16 protein-coding genes are annotated in these 14,993 nt (G+C 72.2%); 4 read left to right on the top strand and 12 right to left on the bottom strand.

Annotated elements, in window-relative coordinates; all coding sequences use genetic code 11:
• Positions 1-12 precede the first annotated feature (12 nt).
• The 4 genes from EUA06_RS13695 to EUA06_RS13710 form a co-directional block, all read right to left on the bottom strand.
• The gene (locus tag EUA06_RS13695; protein ID WP_129476738.1) at positions 13-1,314 is read right to left on the bottom strand and encodes an SAM-dependent methyltransferase; all 1,302 of its coding nucleotides are present in this window, start codon (positions 1,312-1,314) and stop codon (positions 13-15) included.
• A complete protein-coding gene (locus EUA06_RS13700) occupies positions 1,311-2,663 on the bottom strand; it encodes an FAD-binding oxidoreductase (protein WP_165354393.1) in 1,353 nt (450 codons plus the stop codon). The genes EUA06_RS13695 and EUA06_RS13700 overlap by 4 nt, the downstream gene beginning before the upstream one ends.
• Before the next feature lie 83 nt (positions 2,664-2,746).
• Positions 2,747-3,109 carry a cytidine deaminase gene (locus EUA06_RS13705; protein ID WP_129476741.1) on the bottom strand — a complete coding sequence of 121 codons (363 nt, stop codon included), beginning with the start codon at positions 3,107-3,109 and terminating at the stop codon, positions 2,747-2,749.
• Between the two features lie 10 nt (positions 3,110-3,119).
• On the bottom strand, positions 3,120-3,821 hold the full coding sequence (locus tag EUA06_RS13710; RefSeq protein WP_129476744.1) for a winged helix-turn-helix transcriptional regulator: 702 nt from the start codon (positions 3,819-3,821) through the stop codon (positions 3,120-3,122).
• 113 nt (positions 3,822-3,934) lie between these two features.
• Here EUA06_RS13710 and EUA06_RS13715 point away from each other — a divergent pair, with 113 nt between their 5' ends.
• Entirely contained in the window at positions 3,935-4,759 is an 825-nt protein-coding gene (locus EUA06_RS13715) for a class I SAM-dependent methyltransferase (protein ID WP_129476747.1), read from the top strand.
• On the opposite strand, the gene EUA06_RS13720 is transcribed toward EUA06_RS13715, so the two are convergent.
• From EUA06_RS13720 to EUA06_RS13740, 5 genes are all read right to left on the bottom strand, one after another.
• The gene (locus tag EUA06_RS13720) at positions 4,740-6,056 is read right to left on the bottom strand and encodes a hemolysin family protein (protein WP_242498154.1); all 1,317 of its coding nucleotides are present in this window, start codon (positions 6,054-6,056) and stop codon (positions 4,740-4,742) included. The genes EUA06_RS13715 and EUA06_RS13720 overlap by 20 nt on opposite strands.
• Positions 6,057-6,066: 10 nt before the next feature.
• On the bottom strand, positions 6,067-6,528 hold the full coding sequence (gene ybeY, locus EUA06_RS13725; RefSeq protein ID WP_129476753.1) for an rRNA maturation RNase YbeY: 462 nt from the start codon (positions 6,526-6,528) through the stop codon (positions 6,067-6,069).
• Entirely contained in the window at positions 6,525-7,568 is a 1,044-nt protein-coding gene (locus EUA06_RS13730; protein WP_129476756.1) for a PhoH family protein, read from the bottom strand. Before EUA06_RS13730 ends, ybeY begins: the two co-directional genes overlap by 4 nt.
• 112 nt (positions 7,569-7,680) lie before the next feature.
• Positions 7,681-8,919: a hypothetical protein gene (locus EUA06_RS13735; protein ID WP_129476759.1), complete on the bottom strand. Its 1,239-nt coding sequence runs from the start codon at positions 8,917-8,919 to the stop codon at positions 7,681-7,683.
• The gene (locus EUA06_RS13740; RefSeq protein ID WP_129476761.1) at positions 8,919-9,272 is read right to left on the bottom strand and encodes an HIT domain-containing protein; all 354 of its coding nucleotides are present in this window, start codon (positions 9,270-9,272) and stop codon (positions 8,919-8,921) included. The genes EUA06_RS13735 and EUA06_RS13740 overlap by 1 nt, the downstream gene beginning before the upstream one ends.
• Before the next feature lie 74 nt (positions 9,273-9,346).
• On the opposite strand from EUA06_RS13740, the gene EUA06_RS13745 reads away from it, so the two are divergent.
• From EUA06_RS13745 to EUA06_RS13755, 3 genes are all read left to right on the top strand, one after another.
• Positions 9,347-10,288, top strand: a complete 942-nt coding sequence (locus EUA06_RS13745; protein WP_165354394.1) for a Gmad2 immunoglobulin-like domain-containing protein — start codon at positions 9,347-9,349, stop codon at positions 10,286-10,288.
• Between the two features lie 69 nt (positions 10,289-10,357).
• On the top strand, positions 10,358-10,900 hold the full coding sequence (locus EUA06_RS13750) for a SigE family RNA polymerase sigma factor (protein WP_242498155.1): 543 nt from the start codon (positions 10,358-10,360) through the stop codon (positions 10,898-10,900).
• Entirely contained in the window at positions 10,897-11,907 is a 1,011-nt protein-coding gene (locus EUA06_RS13755; RefSeq protein WP_129476769.1) for a GerMN domain-containing protein, read from the top strand. The genes EUA06_RS13750 and EUA06_RS13755 overlap by 4 nt, the downstream gene beginning before the upstream one ends.
• Positions 11,908-12,015: 108 nt before the next feature.
• Here EUA06_RS13755 and EUA06_RS13760 read toward each other — a convergent pair whose 3' ends face one another.
• The 3 genes from EUA06_RS13760 to hrcA are packed head-to-tail and all read right to left on the bottom strand — an operon-like array spanning position 12,016 to position 14,954.
• The gene (locus EUA06_RS13760; RefSeq protein ID WP_129476772.1) at positions 12,016-12,756 is read right to left on the bottom strand and encodes a 16S rRNA (uracil(1498)-N(3))-methyltransferase; all 741 of its coding nucleotides are present in this window, start codon (positions 12,754-12,756) and stop codon (positions 12,016-12,018) included.
• 3 nt (positions 12,757-12,759) lie between these two features.
• Entirely contained in the window at positions 12,760-13,935 is a 1,176-nt protein-coding gene (dnaJ, locus tag EUA06_RS13765; RefSeq protein ID WP_129476775.1) for a molecular chaperone DnaJ, read from the bottom strand.
• Positions 13,932-14,954, bottom strand: a complete 1,023-nt coding sequence (hrcA, locus tag EUA06_RS13770) for a heat-inducible transcriptional repressor HrcA (RefSeq protein WP_129476778.1) — start codon at positions 14,952-14,954, stop codon at positions 13,932-13,934. Before hrcA ends, dnaJ begins: the two co-directional genes overlap by 4 nt.
• Between the last annotated feature and the right edge of the window lie 39 nt (positions 14,955-14,993).

The raw sequence follows: 14,993 nt of genomic DNA on the forward strand, positions 1-14,993 counted from the left end.
GTTATCGACTGCTCACCAGTCGGGGCGCATCGGGAAGCCGGAGCTGCCGTCGACGTGGTTGCGCGTCGCGAGCACCTGGTGGAGCTCGACCTCGTCGCGCTCGAACCCGACCCGCGAGCCGGCGAGGTAGATGCCCCAGACGCGCGCCGTGCCCTCACCCACCTCGGCGACGCACTCGTCCCAGTGCTCGACGAGGTTGTGGTTCCAGTCGCGCAGCGTGGAGGCGTAGTGGAGGCGGAGGTTCTCGGAGTGCTGCACCTCGAGCCCCGCGTCCTGCGCCGCCGCGATGATCGTGCCCGACCCGATCAGCTCGCCGTCGGGGAAGACGTAGCGGTCGATGAACGCGCCCGTCTCCTGGTGGCCGTTGTGGGGCCGGGTGATGCAGTGGTTGAGCAGCCGGCCGCCGGGCGCGAGCCGGGCCCGCAGGTGGCCGAAGTAGGCGGGGTAGTTGCGCACCCCGATGTGCTCGGTGAGCCCGATCGAGCTGACCGCGTCGAACCCGGTCTCGGTGACCGCGCGGTAGTCGAGGTGGCGCACCTCGGCGAGGTGGCCGAGCCCCTCGCGCTCGATGGCCGCCTGCGCCCACTGGGCCTGCTCGGCGGACAGCGTCACGCCCAGCGCTCGTACGCCGTGCTCGCGGGCGGCGTGGCGCACCATGGTCCCCCAGCCGCAGCCGACGTCGAGCAGGCGCTGGCCCGGCCCGAGTGCGAGCTTGCGGGCGACGAGGTCGAACTTCGCGGCCTGGGCCTCCTCGAGCGTCGCTGTCGGCGGGTCGTAGAGCGCGCAGGTGTAGGCCATCGACGGGCCGAGCACCAGCTCGTAGAAGCGGTTGGACACGTCGTAGTGGTGCGAGATGACCTCCGCATCGCGCACCAGCGAGTGGCGCAGGCCCTCGACCGTGCGACGCCAGCGCGGGAGGTGCTCCTGCGGCGGCGGGGCCGGCGGACGCAGGTGGGACAGACCGAGGCTGCGGACGATGGAGACCGCCTCGGTGGGGGTCGGCACCCGGAACTTCGTGTGGTCCTTGAGCAGCACCAGGGCGTCGTAGGGGTCGCCCGGGTGCACGCCGGTGAGGTCGAGGTCGAGGCTCGTGTAGGCCCGCGCCAGCCCCAGGTCACCGGGGGCCGTCATCAGGTAGGCCAGGCCGCGCTCCGTGCGCAGGTGCATGCCCACCTCGGCGTCGGACGGGCCTGCGGTGCTGCCGTCGTAGGCCGTGAAGCGCAGCGGCAGCCCGCCGCGGACCAGGCGCCCGAACGCGTCGCCGATCGTCATCCGTCCGCGAGCCTCCGAGCCAGCGTCGAGCTTGAAGCTCATCGTTCGCGCACCACCTTGTCGTAGAGGGAGGTCAGCCGGTCGTCGGGGTCGTGGATGGCCTTGACCCGCGCCAGCTCGGCACCGCCGTAGAGGCGGTCGAACTCGTCCGGGGCGTAGAACGCCTCGGAGTAGAGGCTCTTGTGCCCGCCGAGCTCGGACACCTTCGCCTCGATCGCCCGGTTGAGGGGGGACTGCGGCGCGTCGGGACCGACGTTGACGACGCCCCAGAAGCCGACGTTGACGTAGGTCGTGTCGCGGGTGAGCGGGTAGCCGGGCCACTCGCGGTCGCGCAGCCGCAACGGGCACAGCCACACGGGACGCATGCCGACCTCGCGGTCGAACCACGCCAGGAACTCGGCGAGCCGCTCGACCGGGACCTCGACGTCCTGCACGACGCGCTCCCCCTGCGGCCGTCCGGCCCGCCGGTCCAGTCGGTCACCGATCCCGAACCGGCGGTCGAGCGCGACGAGCTTCCAGTAGACGTCGGAGCGACGCAGCCGCCGCGGCCACACCCGGCGTACGACCGGGTGCTGGGCGCCGAACGCCCGCGAGCACCAGAACCAGTCGGTGTCCCAGCGCCAGAGGTAGTCGAGCATCGTGAGCCGGTCGGTCGTGCGCTGCTGGAGCGAGCGGTAGAAGACCTGCTGCCCGGCGTAGTCACTGGTCGGACCGAGCTCGTCGGTCCAGCGGGCGAGGGTGAGGTGGAGCTCGCCGGGCGCGAAGGCCACCCCGTCGAGGCCGTCGACCCGCTCGCCCTCCCACTCGCGCGAGCGGACGATGAGCTCCACGGCCTCGGCGAGCGCGTGGGCGTCCTCGAAGCGGACGTGGCGGAGCGCGACGTAGGGCTGGACCGGCTCGAGCTCGATCCGCAGCCGGGTGGCGTAGCCGAGCGAGCCGTAGGAGTTGGGGAAGGCGTCGAAGAGCTCGTCGCCCGGCTTGGTCGTCACCACCTCACCGCTGCCGGTGAGGACGTCCATCTCGAGCACCGACTCGTGGGGCAGCCCGCTGCGGAAGCTGGTCGCCTCGATGCCGAGGCCGGTGACCGCACCGCCGAGCGTGATGGTCCGCAGCTGGGGCACGACCAGCGGGATACGGCCGTGGGCCAGGGTCGCCTCGACGAGGTGCTCGTAGGTGCACATCCCCTGCACCTCGGCGACGTCGCCGTCGACCTCGATCACGCCGCCGAGCCCGGAGACGTCGAGCCCCGTGGTCAGCTCCGCGCGACCCCGGAACAGGTTGCTGGTGCGCTTCGCCAGCCGGACCGGTGCCGTCGGGGGCAGGGCGGCGTAGGACGCCTCGAGCCGCGCCACTCCTGCAGCGTGCTCGTCCCAGCCGATCGGCGCTCGCACCCCTCCACGCTAGCGACCGGGTCGGACACTCGCGAGCGACTATCTCCTACCTCACAGATGGTTGCGCTGGACAACCATGTGCGTCACACTCCGGGCGTCGCCAGCCGGGTGTGGACGGCGCCGCGCGGGTCGCCCACGAGCACCGGCACGTCGGGTCCCGCGAAGTCGGTGACGGCGGCGAGGTCGGGGACGTCGCCGTCGGTCAGCACGACCGCGGCCTCCAGGCCGGTCGACCCCGACGACAACGCCATCGCGACGCAGACCTCGAGCGCCGAGAGGCTCAGGTGCTCGAGGCGGACGCTCGCGGCGGCGTACGTCCGGCCGTCGAGGTCGCGCACCGCGGCGCCCTCGGTGGCGCGGGCGCGGGCGCGGGTGGCCCGGGCCAGGGTCACCAGCTTGGCGTCCTCGGCGCTGAGGTCCTCGGGGGCGGAGGGCTGCTCGCTCATGCGAGCAAGCCTAGTGAACGGGCTCGTGGGTCAGCGGGACCGGTCGCGGCACCGACGCGAACGGCGACAGCAGGAACCAGCCGGGCAGCGCACTCACCACGTCGCCGGTCGCCAGCACCCGCAGCGACTCGTCGCCGACCGCGCTGGCCCAGGTGCGGTCACCGCGCCAGATCTCGGTGAGGGTGCGCAGCGAGGTCCGCACCAGCGCAGCCGGCTCGTCACCCGGGTCGTCGTCGCAGACGTCGACGTCGCCGGCGGTCATCACCAGCCACCAGCGGGCGACCCCCGGCGCGACGTCCATGAACTCGAACGCCACTACGGTCCGCCGCGGCGGCACCACGGCGTGGTCGACGTTGCGGTGCATGTCCCACAGCAGCAGCTTGGGGTCGAGGTCGGGGTCGGCCAGGTCGGGGATCCAGCGGGTGCCCCAGACGCCGAGCGCCTCGACGACCGGGCGCAGCTCCTCGCCCGCCGCGGTGAGCCGGTAGCGCACCTCTCCCCCGGACTCCGCGCGCTCGACGATGCCCGCGCGCGCCAGCTGCTGCAGCCGGCGGGAGAGCAGCGACGGCGACATCCGCGGGAGCCCGCGGCGCAGCTGGTTGAAGTGGTCGCTGCCCAGCATCAGCTCGCGGACCACGAGCAGCGTCCAGCGCTCGTCGAGCAGCTCCATCGCCTTGCTCACCGGGCAGAACTGCCGATAGCTGGCTCCCATCTCGTGGACGCTACGCCCGTCCCCGGGGGGTGGTACAGATCCTGCACTCGTCGGTCTGGTCCGCCGCTCCTAGCGTCATGCCCACATCCATCGAGGATCCGGGGAGGACCACCATGACCACGCAGACCACCGACACCGACGCCGATGCCGCCCTCAAGCAGCGGCACCGCACGATGTGGGCGTCCGGCCACTACGACCGTGTCGCCCGCGAGATCATCCCGGTCCTCGGCGAACGGCTGGTCGCCTCGCTCGGGATCACCGCCGGCGAGCGCGTGCTCGACATCGCCGCCGGCACCGGCAATGCGGCCGTCCCCGCTGCTCGTGCCGGGGCCTCCGTCGTCGCGTCCGACCTCACCCCCGAGCTCCTCGACATCGGCCGCGCCGAGCACCCGGACGCCGACATCGACTGGCAGGTGGCGGACGCCGAGGCACTGCCCTGGCCCGAGGCGTCGTACGACGTCGTGATGAGCACGGTCGGCGTGATGTTCGCGCCTCACCACCAGGCCGCAGCGGACGAGGTCGTGCGGGTGCTGCGCCCGGGCGGTCGGCTGGGCCTGGTGAGCTGGACGCCGGAGGGCTTCATCGGCCGGTTGTTCGCCACGATGCGCGACTTCGTCCCGCCCCCGCCCGCCGGGGTGCAGCCGCCTCCGCTGTGGGGCAGCGAGGCGCACGTGCGCGAGCTGTTCGGCGACCGGGTCGAGGACCTGGCCTTCGAGCGTGACCACGTCGACGTCGACCTGTTCCGCGGGCCGACGGACTTCCGGGACTACTTCCGCGACAACTACGGCCCGACGCTGATGGCCTACCGCGGGCTGACCGACCAGCCCGAGCGGACCGCCGAGCTCGACGCGGCCCTCGACGCCCTCGCTGCCGGCGCCGACGAGGGGTCGGGCCGGATGCGGTGGGAGTACGTCGTGGTCAGCGGCCGCCGGAGGTGACGTGGGAGGCGTCGTCGGCGTGCTCGCCCTCCGCAGGTAGCAAGGAGACCAGCACGGTCTCGATCTTGTTGCGGCGACCCGTCGCTCGCTCCGCCTCGAGCCGCAGGCCGTGGCACTCCACGACGGACCCGGGGATCGGGACCTTGCCGAGGTGCTTGGCCATCAGCCCGCCGACGCTGTCGACGTCGTCGTCCTCGACGTCGAAGCCGACGATCTCGTCGAGGTCGTCGACCGGGTAGCGCGAGGAGACCCGGATGGCGCCGCCCTCGAGGTGCTCGACCTCGACCTCGTCGACGTCGTACTCGTCGGTGATCTCGCCCACGATCTCCTCCAGCACGTCCTCGATGGTGATCAGCCCGGCGGTGCCGCCGTACTCGTCGATCACGACGGCGATGTGCTGGCGCCGGGCCTGGAGCTCGGTGAGCAGCGCGTCGACGGGCTTGGACTCCGGGACGTAGTGGACCGGGCGCATCACCTCGTCGACCCGCTGGGTGAACTCCACGTCGGGGGCCTCGAAGTCGCGGCGGACGAGGTCCTTGAGGTAGGCCATGCCGACGATGTCGTCGAGGTTCTCGTCGATCACCGGGATCCGGGAGTAGCCGCTGCGCAGGAAGAGCGAGAGCGTCTGGCGGATGTTCTTGTGGCGCTCGACGTAGACCACGTCGGGTCGCGGCACCATCACCTCGCGGGTCGTGGTGTCGCCGAGCTCGAAGACGGAGTGGATCATCCGGCGCTCGCCCGACTCGATCACCGCGGACGCCTCGGCGAGGTCGACCAGCTCGCGCAGCTCGGTCTCGGTCGAGAACGGGCCCTCGCTGAAGCCGCGACCCGGGGTGATGGCGTTGCCCAGCAGGATCAGCAGCGCGGGGATCGGGCCGAGGATGGTCGTCACCAGCGAGAGCGGGCCGGCGGACAGGAGCGCGACGCGCGCGTCGTGCTGGCGGCCGAGGGTGCGCGGGGCGACGCCGATCACGACGAAGGACACGACCAGCATCACGCCGATCGTGGTGAGGACGCTGGGCACGAGGACGTCGCTGTAGGCGTCGCGCGACCAGATGCTGACGAGCACGATCGCGCTGATCTCGCAGAGCAGGCGCAGCAGGAGCGCGGTGTTGAGGTAGCGCGGCGGGTCGTCGAGGATCTGGAGGAGCCGCTTGGCGCCGGGGCGCCCCTCGGCCCGCAGCTCCTCCGCGCGGGCGCGGGAGAACCCGTTGAGCGCGGCGTCGGCGGCGGAGAAGAGCCCGGCGAGGACGACCAGCAGCGCCGCGGAGCCGAGCTGCCAGATGTCGGCGGTCACGTCTCCCACGTCAGTCGGCGTCTGGGGCGGCGCGCCACTTGTCGAGCAGCTCGCCCTGCAGGTCGAACATGACCGCATGCTCCTCCGGCTCGGCGTGGTCGTAGCCGAGGAGGTGCAGGATGCCGTGGACGGTCAGCAGGTCGATCTCGGCCTCGCGGCCGTGGCCCGCCTCCTCGCCCTGCCGCTCGGCGATCGTCGGCGCGAGGACCAGGTCGCCGAGCACGCCCTCCTCGGGCTCCTCGTTGACCCGGCCCGGGCGCAGCTCGTCCATCGGGAAGGCCAGCACGTCGGTCGGGCCCTCCTTGTCCATCCACTGCTCGTTGAGCTCGGCGATGGTGTCCTCGTCGACGGCCTTGATGCAGAGCTCGGCCTGCGGGTGGACCCGCATCTGGTCGATCACGAAGCGGGCGAGCCGGGACAACCGGCGTACGTCGACGTCCTGGCCCGACTCGTTGAGGACCTCGATGCTCATCGCGGCCCCCGCTCGGCCTTCTTCGGGCCTGTGTGCGGGCGCTCGTCAGCGGCATCGAAGACCTCGTAGGCCTCGACGATGCGACCAACGAGGCGGTGGCGCACGACGTCGGTGCCGGTGAGCCGGCAGAAGGTGATGTCCTCCACGCCGTCGAGGATGCCCTCGACGACCCGCAGCCCGGACTTGGTGCCCGACGGCAGGTCGACCTGGCTGGTGTCACCGGTGACGACGATGCGCGAGCCGAAGCCGAGACGGGTGAGGAACATCTTCATCTGCTCGGGCGTCGTGTTCTGCGCCTCGTCGAGGATGATGAAGGAGTCGTTGAGCGACCGACCGCGCAGGAACGCGAGCGGCGCCACCTCGATGGTGCCGGCGGCGAGGAGCTTGGGGATCGTCTCGGGGTCGACCATGTCGTGCAGCGCGTCGTAGAGCGGGCGCAGGTAGGGGTCGATCTTCTCGCTGAGCGTGCCGGGCAGGAAGCCGAGCCGCTCCCCCGCCTCCACCGCCGGGCGGCTGAGGATGATCCGGTTGACCTCCTTGTTCTGCAGCGCCTGCACGGCCTTCGCCATCGCGAGGTAGGTCTTGCCGGTGCCGGCGGGGCCGATGCCGAAGGTGATCGTGCTGGTGTCGATCGACTCGACGTAACGCTTCTGGTTGAGCGTCTTGGGACGGATCGTGCGGCCGCGGTTGGAGAGGATGTTGAGGCTCAGCACGTCGGCCGGCCGCTCCTGCGTCTCCGTGCGCAGCATCTGGATGATCCGCTCGACGGTCTCGCCGGTCACGCCCTGCCCGGTGCGCACGAGCGTGACGACCTCGTCGAGCAGCCGCTCGGCCATCGCGACCTCGGCGGAGTCGCCGGTCAGCGTGATCCGGTTGCCGCGGACGTGGACCCCTGCCGCGAAGGTGCGCTCGATCAGCCGGAGGTGCTCGTCGCCCGGACCCAGGACGGAGACCATGTCGATGCTGTTGGGGACCACGACGGTGTGCGTCGGCTTGTCCTGCTCGCTGGCGGAGCGCGGGCTGCGGGTGGTGTCAGACATGGATGCCCGTGACGGGCGGCCTTCCGGGTCGGTGGCAGAGCCCTTCCATGCTACCGAGCGAGCGGCGGCGGGCACACCTGAGTAAGGGTGGTGACCCTCCAGCGACGACGGCTCAGGGGCGGGTGACCTGCAGCATGCCGAGGCACATCTCGTCGGTGGTGCCCTCGCCCCACACGACGTAGCGGTCGGGCTGGCCCTCGAAGGCCGGGAGCTTGTCGCGCAGCCACTGGACGTGGGTGCACGTGACCTTGACCTGCTCGAACGGCTGGAGCGTGATCGGCTCGATGGGGCGGCTGCCCTGGTCGTCGAAGTCCCAGACCGGGATGTCGAGGACGGTCTGCGCCTGCGGCGTCCCCGGTCGGACCTCGATCTTGATCGAGCGGCCGAGCAGGTGCATGTGGCCCGCGACGCCGTGGATGGTGATCGGCTCCGACAGGGTGCGGAGGCACGACTGCGTCTGGCCGGGCTCCGGCCTGCCGCCGCACAGGAGGTGGAGGAGGTCGGCGGTGTTGCCCTCGGCGCCGAAGCGCTCCTTGACGTCGGCCACGGCCGCGTCGCGGTCGCACAGTTCGCCGTCGTCGTGCTTCGGGCGGCACGGCAGCTCGACGGGCGCCGGCAGGAGCATGGTGCTGAGGGCCTCGTAGTTCCGGTTCGCGGGTGCGAGACGCAGCTGCGCGGCGGAGGTGTCGGGCTCCTGCCCGGCGAGCAGGTTGTAGTGGACCTGCATGACGATCCGGCTGCCCGTGGCGAGACGGATGCCGAAGCCGGGCTTGGTCACCGACTCCTTGCCGCCCGGTGCCCAGGCGCCGATCCACGGCGACTGGTCGACGTTCTGGAAGCGGTCGAGGCCGGTGCCGCCGAAGCACGTCCAGCCCTCGCCGTCCTCGGCCTCGTCCTTGGCCTCCGCCGCCGCGACCTGCTCGGGCGGGACCTGGAAGAGGATGACGTGGTGCACGACCTCGGGATTGCCGGGCAGGATCTGGGTCCCCGTGAGCCAGGCCGGCTTGGCGAGCTCCGGGTCGAGCAGGAAGCACCGGTAGTCGTCCGTGCCGGTGCCGTAGGGCGCGGACGGCGTGTAGCTGCCGGGCATCGCGATCGTCGTACGCGTCTCGCCCGCACGCAGCGGACGCGCCTTGGCCGGCTTCACCCGGTGGCCGTCATGACCCTGGGTGACCTGCTCGTCGGGGCTGGCCTCGGCGCTGCTGTCTGCGCTCTGCGAGGCGTCGGGAGGCTGGGTGGCGCTGTCGTCGTCGGAGCCGCCTCCGCCCGCGCACGCCGACAGGGTCAGCAGTCCGGTGGCGAGGAGCGCTGCGACGGTGCGGTGGATGGCGGTGCGACGGGTGCGGGACATCAGACCAGGGCCTCCGTCATGCCGGTCGACCCGGCGAGCACGTGGACATGGGTGTGGAACACCGTCTGGCCGGCACCCGCGCCGGTGTTGACGATCATCCGGTAGTCGGCGTTGCCGGCCTCCTGCGCGACCTCGTCGGCGAGCGCCACGACGTGGCCGAGGCTCGCCGGGTCGGCGGCGGCGGATGCCGCGGCGTTCTCGTGGTGGTCGAGCGGCGCCACGAGCACGTGGAAGGGCGCCTGCGGGTTGAGGTCGCGGAAGGCGATGGCCTCGGCGCTGCGACCGAGCACCTCGGCCGGGATGTCGCCCGCGACGATCTTGCAGAAGACGCAGTCGGGCGCAACGGTGCTCATCCTCTCAGCCTAGGGCGTGGGCGCGCGGCGTGTAACCGAATGACTGGCCCGCTCGTCCAACTACCGTGATGAACATGACCTTCCCCGCTCGCCGCCCGTCCGTACGCCGACGGGCGGGCGCGTCCGCCGTCGTCGTCCTGCTCTGCACCCTCGCCCTCGCTGGGTGCGGCAACGACGACACGGTGCCGGCCTCGGGCGACACCAACGAGCCCGCCACCCAGGGCACGGACAAGCCGAAGCCGTCGGCCGAGCCGAGCGAGACTCCCACGTCGTCGCCGACCGACGACGACGGCACCACTGTCCCGATCTACTGGGTCGGCGACGGTCCGGGCGGGGAGCCGCGGTTGTTCCGCGAGTTCCACCGGGTGCAGGGCAACCCGCTGACCGAGGCCGCCCGGCTCGTGATGGGCGACGGCCAGCCCGACGACCCCGACTACCGCACCCTCTGGCCCCAGATGGAGGTCGCCGACGTCGGCGCGACCGACGGGATCCTGCTGGTGCAGGTCCCGGGCGACGGCTTCACCGAGCGCCCGGACGGGATGACGAAGCGCGACGCCGAGCTGGCGATGCAGCAGCTGGTCTACACGCTGCAGGGCGTGCAGCAGGAGCGCATCCCGATCCAGTTCCAGCGCGAGGGCTCGGACGTCCCGCTCCTCGGGCTGGCCTCCGACGTGCCCTACGAGCAGGCGAGCGCGCTCGAGACCCTCAACCTCGTCAACATCACCTCGCCCGAGGAGGGCGCCACCATCACCGACGGCACGTTGACCGTGACCGGGGTGGCCAACTCGTTCGAGGCCGCCGGGCCGTGCCGGCTGCTGGTCGACGGCGTCGAGATGGTGCTCCAGGGCTACCAGTCGGAGGGCTGGATGGAGGACCGGCTCTTCCCGTTCGAGGTGGACTTCCCGCTCGAGGGCATCAGCGGCGAGGTCGTCGTCCAGTGCGAGACCGACGACCCGTCCGGCGGCGCCGAGGGCAACGGACCGGCGATCGACACCAAGACGATCACCGTCGAGTAGCCGTCAACCGGCGGGCTCCCTGGGGCGTCCCACTGCATGACCATCCTGACCGGACGACGAGGGAGGCCCGTGGCCGAGTCCCCGCCAGCGATCGTCCGCCTCGTCGGGGCCGACGCCGACACGGCGGTCGAGCAGCTGTACGCCGCCCACTGGCGCCAGCTCGTCCGCCTCTCCGTCCTGCTGGTGCACGACCAGGCGTCCGCCGAGGACGTCGTGCAGGACGCGTTCGTCGCGATGCACGGCAAGTGGTCGCGGCTGCGCGACCCCGACAAGGCACTCGCCTACCTCCGTCAGGCCGTGGTGAACCGCTCGCGCTCGGCGCTGCGGCACCGCGTCGTCGTGGAGCGGCACGCACGGAACACCGCGCACGCCGACGTCGTCGCCGACGGCCCGAGCCTCGTCGGCTCCCGCCGCGACGCGGTGCAGCAAGCGCTGCTCCAGCTCTCGGACCGGCAGCGCGAGGTGCTCGTGCTGCAGCACTACCTGGACTGGTCGGAGACGCAGATAGCCGACGCGCTCGGCATCAGCCGCGGCGCGGTCAAGGCACACGCACACCGGGGACGCGCCGCGCTGCGCGACCTCCTCGGCGACTGGTGGGAGGACCCGTCATGAGCAGCCCCTCGAACTCGGCCACGATCAGGGACCTGCTCCACGAGGTCACCGATGGCGTCGAGCCCGAAGACCGGCTCGACACGATCCGCGCCGCGACCGCGGACAGCGGACGGCGTACTCACCGGGGGTGGTGGACCGCCGGCGGCGTCGGGCTCGTCGCCGCGTCGGTGGTGACGGCGCTGGCGCTGAGCACCGGAGGTGGACCCCGCGGTTCCGAGCCGGGCCCGGCGGATGAGTCGACGGCCACGTCCACACCGACCGAGCCGAACCCGGCCACGTCGCGTGCCGTGCCCGTCTACTTTGTCGGCGACACCCCGTCGGGGCCGCGGCTCTACCGCGAGTTCCAGCGGGGCACCGGCCCGATGTCGGCGGAGACCTTCGCCCTCGACGCGGCACTGAGCGGCACGTCGCAGGATCCCGACTATCGCTCCCTGTGGCCTGCGGGTGCCGTGTCCGGCGCGTACGAGATGCACGAGGAGCTCATCACCGTGACGCTCGAGGGAGACCTGCACGACCGGCCGGCGGGGATGACCGAGGCCGAGGCCTGGCTGGCGATCGAGCAGGTCGTCCGCACCGCGCAGGGCTCGTTCGGCCAGGGCCGGATCCCTGTCCAGCTGCTGCTCAACGACGCCCGCACCGACCAGGTCCTCGGCGTGCCGACCTCCGAGCCGCTGGCGGCAGGGTCAGACCTCGAGGTGCTGGCCCACGTCTCCCTGTCCGAGCCGTCGGAGGGGCGGACGATCCGCGTGGGGAGGGCTCTCACCATCGCCGGCGTCGGCCTCAGCGAGGACGATCGCATCTCGGTCCGGGTCAAGCTGCGGGAGGGCACCCCCGTGCTGCGCGACGTGAAGTTCGACCTCGACCCGGCCGACTCCACGCTCTCACCCTTCAACGTGGACCTCTACCTCGGCGACATCCAGCCGGGCGTCTACGACGTCGTCGTCTCCGTGACCAACCCCGACGGGACGTTCGACACCGACACCCGGCGGATCACGGTCGTCGACTGACCCGCTCCTCGGTGGTTGAGGTGCGAGCGCAGCGAGCCTCGAAACCACGGCCGGCACTGGTTTCGAGGCTCGTCGCTGGCGCTCCTCGCACCTCAACCAGCGAAGTAGTCAGCGCCAGCGGTCGGTGCGCGAGAGCAGCGCGGCGACGGCGACGACGCCTGCGGTCGACGTGCGCAGCACCTCGGCGCCCAGTCGTACGCTCCGCGCTCCCCCAGCCGTGAGGGCCTCGAGCTCCGCGGGCGAGATCCCGCCCTCGGGGCCGACGACCACGACGATCCGGCCGGAGGTCGGCACGTCGACCGCGCTGAGCGGGTCGGTGGCGTCCTCGTGCAGCACGACCGCGAGGTCGGCCGCCTCGACGAGCGGTGCGAGGTCGGCGGTCGAGGCCAGGGTCGTGACGGTCGGCAGCCACGACCGGCGCGACTGCTTCGCCGCCTCGCGCGCGGTGGCCTGCCACTTCGCGTGCGACTTCGTGGCGCGCTCGCCCTTCCAGACCGCCACCGAGCGCGACGCTGCCCACGGCACGATGCGGTCGACGCCGACCTCGGTCAGCACCTCGACCGCGAGCTCGCCGCGGTCGCCCTTGGGCAGGGCCTGGACGACGGTGATCGCCGGTGCGGGACGGTCGTCGTGCGTCACCGACTCGACGGTGACGGTGAAGACGCGCTTGCCGGTCGACGCGACCGAGCCGGTGACGGAGGTCCCGAGCCCGTCGGTCAGCACGACCTGCTCGCCCTCGCGCAGCCGGCGTACGGCGACCGCGTGGTGCGCCTCGTCGCCGGTGACCTCCACGACCGAGCCGGGCGCGACGCCGGCCAGGGACTCGACGAGGTGGACCGGCAAGGACATGGCTCAGCCCTGGAAGGCGTCGCGGAGCCGGCCGAACATCCCCCTGGTCGGTGCCTCGTTCTGGCCGTCCGGCGACTCCTCGCCGCGGATCGCGGCCAGCTCGCGGAGGAGCTCCTCCTGGCGCGGGTCGAGCCGCGTCGGGGTGTCGACCTTGATGCTGACCACGAGGTCGCCACGACCACCGCGGAGGCTCGGCACGCCGAAGCCGCGCTTCACCTGCTCGCTGCCCGACTGGGTGCCGGGACGGACCTCGAGGTCGTACGTCGTCACCGGCTTCTCGCCGTCGGGGGTCTCTGCCGACGACGCCAGGTCGGCCTCGAGGAGCGGGAGCGTCAGCTGGGTGCCCAGCGCGGCGGCCGTCATCGGCAGCGAGACCGTCGTGTGGAGGTCGTTGCCGTGGCGGGTGAAGGTCGGGTGCGGCTCGACGTGGATCTCGACGTAGAGGTCGCCGGCGGGACCGCCGCCGGGGCCGACCTCGCCCTGGCCGGCGAGCTGCACCCGCGTGCCGTGGTCGACGCCGGCCGGGATCTTGACGGTCAGCGTCCGACGCGAGCGGACCCGGCCGTCGCCCGAGCACTCGCGGCACGGGTCGGGAATGATCGAACCGTAGCCGCGGCACGCCGCGCATGGGCGGAGCGTGCGGATCTCGCCGAGGAACGAGCGCTGCACGACGGCGACCTCGCCCTGGCCGTGGCAGGTCTCGCAGGCGATCGGCGAGGTGCCGGGCGCGGTGCCCTCACCGTGGCAGGCCTCGCAGGTCAGCGCCGTGTCGACCTTGAGGTCGCGGGTGACGCCGAAGGCCGCGTCGGCCAGCGCGACGTCGAGGCGGACGAGGGCGTCCTGGCCGCGACGGGCCCGCGAGCGGGGACCGCGCGAGGCGCCGCCGGCGGCCGCACCGCCGCCGAAGAACGCGTCCATGATGTCGGTGAACGAGAAGCCCTGGCCGGCACCGCCGAAGCCCTGGCTGAAGGCGTCGCCGCCCCGGTCGTACGCCGCTCGCTTCTGCGGGTCGCTGAGCACCTCGTAGGCGCGCGAGACGTCCTTGAAGCGCTCCTGCGTGTCCGGATCCGGGTTGACGTCGGGGTGCAGCTGGCGGGCCAGCTTGCGGTAGGCCTTCTTGACGTCGTCGGCGCTCGCATCGCGGGAGACGCCGAGGATCTCGTAGGGGTCCTGGGTCACTGGTTTCCTTCATCGAGGATCCGGGAGACGTAGCGCGCGACGGCGCGTACGGCAGCCATGGATCCGGGGTAGTCCATGCGGGTCGGTCCGACCACGCCGAGCGAGCCGAGGTGCAGCTCCTGCGGTCCGTAGCCGGTGGCCACGACGCTGTTAGAGGCGAGCTCGGAGTAGGGGCCCTCGTGCCCGATGCGCACCGTGACGGCGTCGACGCCCGACTCCCCCAGCAGCTTGAGCAGCACGACGTGCTCCTCCAGCGCCTCGAGGAGGGGGCGCACGGCGGTGTCGAAGTCGCCGTAGCGCGCGAGGTTGGCGGTGCCGCTCACGGCGACGCGCTCGTCGCTGCGGTGGTCGGACATCGCCTCGGCCAGCACGGTCACGACCGCGCGGGTGGTCTCGCCCTGCTCGGGGCGTACGACGTCGGGCAGGTCAGCGAGCGCGGCCGCGGCGGCGGCGATCTGGACGCCGGCCGTGGCGCGGTTGACCGCGACCCGGAGCTCGGCGAGGTCGGCCTCGGCGAGCGCCGACTCGAGCTCGACGAGGCGCTGCTCGACCCGGCCGGTGCTGAGGATCAGGATCAGCATCACCCGCGTGGGCGTGAGGGCGACGAGCTCGACGTGGCGGACCGTCGAACGGGACAGCGTGGGGTACTGGACGATCGCCACCTGGCGGGTCAACTGGCTGAGCAGCCGGACCGACTTCTGCACGACGTCGTCGAGGTCGACGGCGCCGTCGAGGAGGGTCGAGATCGCGCGGCGCTCCGCCGTGCTCATCGGCTTGAGGGTGGCGAGCTTGTCGACGAAGAGCCGGTAGCCCTTGTCGGTCGGCACCCGCCCGGCGCTGGTGTGGGGCTGGTGGATGTAGCCCTCCTCCTCCAGCGCCGCCATGTCGTTGCGGACGGTGGCCGGCGAGACACCGAGGCCGTGCCGCTCCACGAGCGCCTTGGAGCCGACGGGCTCCTCGGTCGCGACGTAGTCCTCCACGATCGCGCGCAGCACGTCGAGCTTGCGGTCGTCGACCATGGGAACCCTCCTTGCTCGCGATCGCTGGCACTCGTGTGA

Source organism: Nocardioides glacieisoli (assembly GCF_004137245.1).
GTDB classification, from domain to species: domain Bacteria; phylum Actinomycetota; class Actinomycetes; order Propionibacteriales; family Nocardioidaceae; genus Nocardioides; species Nocardioides glacieisoli.